Origin of the sequence: uncultured Clostridium sp., from assembly GCF_934754915.1 — a bacterium.
Classification (GTDB): domain Bacteria; phylum Bacillota; class Clostridia; order Clostridiales; family Clostridiaceae; genus Clostridium.
This window is the reverse complement of record NZ_CAKVKB010000178.1, coordinates 1-5,682: the sequence shown is the minus strand read 5'-3', so window position 1 is coordinate 5,682 and position 5,682 is coordinate 1. Positions and strand designations below refer to the sequence as shown.

6 protein-coding genes are annotated in these 5,682 nt (G+C 28.6%); 5 read left to right on the top strand and 1 reads right to left on the bottom strand.

The window, feature by feature from the left end; translation table 11 throughout:
* Nucleotides 1–305: 305 nt before the first annotated feature.
* The 5 genes from Q0F58_RS16755 to Q0F58_RS16735 are packed head-to-tail and all read left to right on the top strand — an operon-like array spanning nucleotide 306 to nucleotide 5,236.
* On the top strand, nucleotides 306–2,066 hold the full coding sequence (locus Q0F58_RS16755) for a hypothetical protein (RefSeq protein WP_294379010.1): 1,761 nt from the start codon (nucleotides 306–308) through the stop codon (nucleotides 2,064–2,066).
* 13 nt (nucleotides 2,067–2,079) lie between these two features.
* A complete protein-coding gene (locus Q0F58_RS16750; protein WP_294379009.1) occupies nucleotides 2,080–3,411 on the top strand; it encodes a phage portal protein in 1,332 nt (443 codons plus the stop codon).
* On the top strand, nucleotides 3,401–4,711 hold the full coding sequence (locus Q0F58_RS16745) for a minor capsid protein (protein WP_294379008.1): 1,311 nt from the start codon (nucleotides 3,401–3,403) through the stop codon (nucleotides 4,709–4,711). Before Q0F58_RS16750 ends, Q0F58_RS16745 begins: the two co-directional genes overlap by 11 nt.
* A 2-nt stretch (nucleotides 4,712–4,713) precedes the next feature.
* Complete coding sequence (locus Q0F58_RS16740; protein ID WP_294379007.1) at nucleotides 4,714–5,001, top strand: hypothetical protein; 288 nt, start codon at nucleotides 4,714–4,716, stop codon at nucleotides 4,999–5,001.
* A gap of 37 nt (nucleotides 5,002–5,038) precedes the next feature.
* Nucleotides 5,039–5,236 (top strand): hypothetical protein, encoded by a 198-nt coding sequence (locus Q0F58_RS16735; protein WP_294379006.1) that lies wholly within the window; start codon nucleotides 5,039–5,041, stop codon nucleotides 5,234–5,236.
* 16 nt (nucleotides 5,237–5,252) lie between these two features.
* Here Q0F58_RS16735 and Q0F58_RS16730 read toward each other — a convergent pair whose 3' ends face one another.
* Nucleotides 5,253–5,492 carry a DUF1883 domain-containing protein gene (locus Q0F58_RS16730; RefSeq protein ID WP_294379005.1) on the bottom strand — a complete coding sequence of 80 codons (240 nt, stop codon included), beginning with the start codon at nucleotides 5,490–5,492 and terminating at the stop codon, nucleotides 5,253–5,255.
* Nucleotides 5,493–5,682 lie beyond the last annotated feature (190 nt).

The following is a 5,682-nucleotide window of genomic DNA, read 5'->3' as shown; positions in this document are numbered from 1 at the left end:
TAATTAGAGAAGTTTTGAATAGTATTACTTAACTTCTATTGGAAAAACTCCATATTTTATTAAAAGTCTGACCTTTACAAAAAGCGAAATTGTAATAAATAGCATGGTTAAGCCATTTACATATAAATAATATTTCTACTAAACTTATGTTTAGCGAAATAATTAGTCTGACCTTTAAATATTAGTTTGGGAAATGTTCTTGATTTGAACATGGGGGTAGGTTCTAAATCTGAACATAGTCAATATAGCGTCGGCCAGTTACAGAAATTTTGTGGCAAATTTTAAAAGTCAAGAGGTGATAAAGCTTGAAAATTCCATATGATTTCCCTAGTGATGAAGCTAGAAACAAATGGCTGCTTTATCACTTCTTAAAAAAATCTTATACGGATATAGGTATTGATGATAAAAAAGCAGAAGAATTAACGGATAGCAGAATATTAGAAAACTCTAAGAACTTGTTTGGCTTCCATGGATTAGCATGGCAACTTGGACAAATTTCTTTAGAGTTTTTTTGTTTGTATTTTTTACAGGATATATATCTACCTAAAGAAGATAATGCAGCTGCTCCAATAGCTGATGTTCATGAAGAATTATGGCATGATATTCAGGAGAGCATTATTGGTGATGGTCCAGAACAATTGGGGCGTGTTCTTAGTAGAGGTACTGGTAAATCTGCTTTTGGTACTTTAGGTCCTAGTATTTGGAGTATGGCCTATAAGCATAAGACCTATGTTTTAATATGTTCTGATATAGGAAGTACTGCTGAAAAATTTATCAAGGATATAAAAGATAATGTCATAGAAAATCAATATATTGAAGATGCCTTTGGCAAATTGCTTGATGATGGCAATAAGGACTATAAATGCAATGCTACTCAATTAGAATTTACAAATAGAACTTTTGTTGAAGCAATTTCTTCAACATCTCCAATGCGTGGTCGTAAATATCGTAATACCAGACCAGATTTAATAATACTTGATGATTATCAATCTGAAGATGATGTAAGAACTGAAGAAGCTAGAGAGAAGAAATGGAAAAGATATTCTGATGATGTTAAGTTTGCTAAGCAAAGAGCTATTAAGCGTAACGGTAAGATAGTGAAAAAAGGTACTGTTATGATGGCTTGGGGAACACAACAGCATAAGGAATGCTTTTATAGTAGGCTACTTAAAAGTTCTACATGGAAGTTTAAAAAATACCGTGGAGTTGATATTGATGATGTTGATAAGTATTTCAATAGTGGTTTATGGCTAGAATTCAAAAAAATACTTCAAGATTTTAAGAATCCAGACCATTTAGAGGATGCTAAAGAGTTTTATTATAATCATGAAGCAGATATGCAGTTTGGAAAGCTATGGCCAGAGTTTTGGGATTGTCTTGATCTTGCATTGGATTATTATGAAAATCCAAACTCATTTAAGCAAGAAGTTCAGGGTGATGTAGATGCTATAGGTGAAAAGTGGTTTAAATCTATGCATACAGAAGATAGAAAAACAATTGAAACTCATGAATTTAAGAAAACAATGCTGATTGTTGATCCTGCGGCATCTGGTGGAAAGAAAAATGACTATAGTGCCTATATGGTAGGTTCTACTGCTACCAATGGTTTTAAGTATTGTCGTAAAGGAGAACTTGCAAAAATTAATGCAAGACAGGAATTTGATAAGTATATAGACCATATGATTTATTTATTATTGGAATATCCTGAAATAACCCATGTAAGCATTGAAAAGAACACTTTTAATGGTGCAGATGCAAACCAACTAGAAAAGAAATTGAAAGAACATCCAATTTTAAAATATAGAAGTATAACAATCATAAATGAAGCACAAAGAAAAAATAAAGATGATAAAATCAGTACAATAATTCCTTATGTTAATCGTGGGGAATTTATTTTTTGCTCAGAAGATGAAGAGTTTATCAATCAAATTATGGAGTTTGCTGGACAAAAATATTCTCCTCATGATGATGCTCCAGATGTTGCATCTGAATTTTGGATTAAAGTTGATGAAATAAAAACAGTAAGCAAAATACAAATATTAGATAGAAGAAGTTTTGGATTGTAGGAGGTAAAACAGTTTGAAAATAAGTGATTTAATTAAAAAATTATTCAAAAAGGAAATAGGACTGGACCTTAGTAATCCAGAACATTTATCTTTAGTTAAAAAGGCTTATGGTTCATATTGGATATTTAAAAATGTTTATGAAAAAATGTATAGATATTATAAAGGTGATACTGACGCAATTAGAAAGTATTTGTTTATTACTGAAAGATCTAATCTTAAAATAAATGTAAATTACATTAAGAAGTTTGTTAAGGAAGAAGTCGCATACACCCTTGGAAATGACATTACATATGAATCTAGAACAGATAATGAGAATGTTGTACAAGATATTGAGTATTATACAGCTCACTGGGATGAATTACATGATACTGATGTTATGAAATACTTATTGATATTTACTCAAGTGTATGAACTGTATTACATTGATAATAATGCTGATTTTTGTAGTAAGATTATAAAACCTACTGAAGGTTATGCCTATTATGATAAAGCTTCAGGTAAGATTTTATTTTTTATACATGCATTTAAGAATGATTTTGAAACAACTATAACCTATATAGATGTTTATACATCAGATTATATTTATCATTATGATGGTAAATTTAATGAAATTGCTGAGCCAGATATAAATATGTTTGGTGAAGTTCCTGTTACTATTGGAAAATTGACAGAAGAAGGCTTTGACGATAGTTTGTATAAAGATATGAAAGGATTACAGGATGCATTTGAAACCAATTTATCGGATATAGGAAATGAAATAAGTGATTTTAGAAATGCTTATTTGTTATTTAAAGGAGCCGAGGTTGATGAAAAAGAAATCCCACAAATGAAAAAATTAGGGATTATTCAATTTCCTCAATCTGGTGGGGATGCCGAATGGCTAATAAAAAATATAAATGATACATTCATACAAAATACTTTAGATAGATATGAAGATACAATGTATCAATTAGCTTGCCATATAAATCATAATGAAAAATTGCAGAGTAATTTAAGTGGCGTTGCTCTTAGAAGTAGATTAATAGCACTTGAAAATAAATGCAGCTTACAAACTAAAGCTCATAAGAATATAGTTAAAAATAGAATAAGATTTTTATTTTTATATTTAGATTTAAAGAAAAATAAAAAATATGATTATAAAGATGTTAAATTGCTTTATACTCCAAATGTTCCAAGTGATGATTTAAGCACAGCTCAAATGCTTGCACAGGTTCCAGAAGGAACGATATCTAAAGATACATCTAGAGGATTATTCAGTTTTATTAATAATAAAGTTTCAGAAGCTGAGAAGGTCAAAAAAGAACTTGTAGAGGAAATGAATACTGGTGATGTAGATGAAACTTAATAAAAATCAAAAGTTATTCTCTAAGCTGATTATTTCTCTATTGGAACAGATGTATGAAATGCATAATAAAACTCTAAATGAGATATGTGATCCTGTAAGAAATTCTAATAAAGAGTATCTTATTAATGAATTATCTAAGATAATGTTTAAATGCAACATTGAAGATACATGTATAAATATAAGCAAGACCCAACAAATGAAACTATATAAAGAATTATGCAGTAAGATAAATGAGATGTTTGGTAATGAATTTAATGCTGAGAAAGATTGTATTTCAGATATTTTAAATCAAACTGCAAGGGATTCTTATTATATTAATAGCTTTGTTATGGCCATGGGTATAAATTATACTTTGAAGCCTGTATCAGATAAAATTTTACAGAAGATAATTAATTCTGAAATTAATAAAACCAGTAAAATGTGGAATGAAACCTTATGGGATGATAAAGTTAATTTAAGAAAAGATTTAAAACTTCAAGTTAAAAAATTTCTTAATGGCGAAATAAATGTTAATGATATTGGTAGTGTTATTCAGAAAAAATATAGAAATAATAAATATGTTACTGACAGACTTGTTGTTGATAATATATCCAGAGTGCAGGAGCAATCTAATAATGAGTGGCAAAAAAATCATAATATAGAATATGTGTTATACATGGGAACATTAGATGGCAAAATCTGTAGTGATTGTAGTCAATATGATGGCCAGAGTTATAGTGTATATGAAAAGCCAGTAGATTTACCACAACATCCTTTTTGTAGATGTACATATGTATCTATAATAGATAAGAACTGGAGACCAACTTACAGAATAGATAATGAAACTAAACAGAGGATTGACTGGCAGACGTATGAGGAATGGAAAAATAAAAATATTAATAATACTGGAATAAATAAAAGTGAACTAGAAAAAATAAATAAATATAAAGCTCCATTACCTAAAAGGCATGTATTAACTTCTATTGGAAAACAGTCAGCACCTAAAGAGAATAATACTATAATATTACCAGGTATTGATTATCAAAAAGATATTGAAGATATAAAGAAGGGGTTATATAATAAGGTTAATGATACGTATATTGTTAATAATAGAACCTATGGAATTCATGATGGAAGATTTCATCCAATAAAAGGAGAAGGATTTGTAACATTAAATAGAGACCAATATAAATTATTAAAAGAGTTAAAAATGAATCCTAATAATCCTTATATGGAGAATATTAAAAAAGGTTTAAAACTTTCAGATACTCAAGAAAAAGAAGTATATGAATTATTAAAATTATTGAAGAAGGAGGATTAGTCATGAAATATGGTTTCAATATGTTTAGCAAAGAAGAAATTGATCAAGAGCAGTTGCTGAAACAATTAAATCTAAATAAGCAAGAAACCTTATTCATAAATAGGAATGATGATTGGAGCAAATTCAATGATAATATAAATACTATTATTGAATATAATGGAAGATTAGGAACAGAAGATGATGATAAATATGTAGGTTATATTTATTATGATGTGAGCACTGATATAGAGGAAATACGAGATTTGTTTATGAATATTAATAATAGTAATATAGTTATTGATACAGAATAACAAGCACTTACTTAGAAAAAGAGTAGGTGCTTTTATTATGCAAAAATTTAAGGAGGAATTAAGGTTGGAAGAAATTAAAGTTGTAATGAAGGAATCGGAGGAAAAATTAATAAAAACTGTTGTTGATTTTTCAATTAAAGAAGGATTTACAGTCAAAAACATTAAAGATGCAATGGAAAAAGTATATAAACATTTTGAAGAAAATGCTGTATTGGAAAAGGTTACCGAAATTTAATGGTAACCTTTATGCATTAATAAAAACGATATTTATATTGTCCACCGCCACGAACAATTAAATACCATCTTCCAGCACCTTTAACTGAAATATGCACAGGTGTTCTAGTATAATGCCCACCATAATATTTAAAGCTTTGACCAGATTTAAATTTATGGAAATTTGAGCTATCTACAAGAAATACATCAGATGCATGAGTAAGTTGAACTTCAACAGACAAAGAGTCATTAGTATCTGCATATGGGATTTGAGCCATTATGTACACCACCTTTCATAAATATTTCAGCTCTGCTAAGCTGATAAATAAATTATAAGTGGAAATATATTGTAAATCAAATTTAAGGAGAAATAGAAATGAAAGTTAATATAGTAATGAATATAATGTAGAATTGGATAAAGCTAAAAATATAATGGATGCTTACGCATTATTACATCTTGAACAAAAT

Excerpts from the sequence above, each read along its gene's own strand:
- Q0F58_RS16745 (WP_294379008.1), top strand. The coding sequence starts at position 3,401 with ATGAAACTTAATAAAAATCAAAAGTTATTCTCTAAGCTGATTATTTCT.
- Q0F58_RS16740 (WP_294379007.1), top strand. The coding sequence starts at position 4,714 with ATGAAATATGGTTTCAATATGTTTAGCAAAGAAGAAATTGATCAAGAG.
- Q0F58_RS16735 (WP_294379006.1), top strand. The coding sequence starts at position 5,039 with ATGCAAAAATTTAAGGAGGAATTAAGGTTGGAAGAAATTAAAGTTGTA.
- Q0F58_RS16730 (WP_294379005.1), bottom strand. The coding sequence starts at position 5,492 with ATGGCTCAAATCCCATATGCAGATACTAATGACTCTTTGTCTGTTGAA.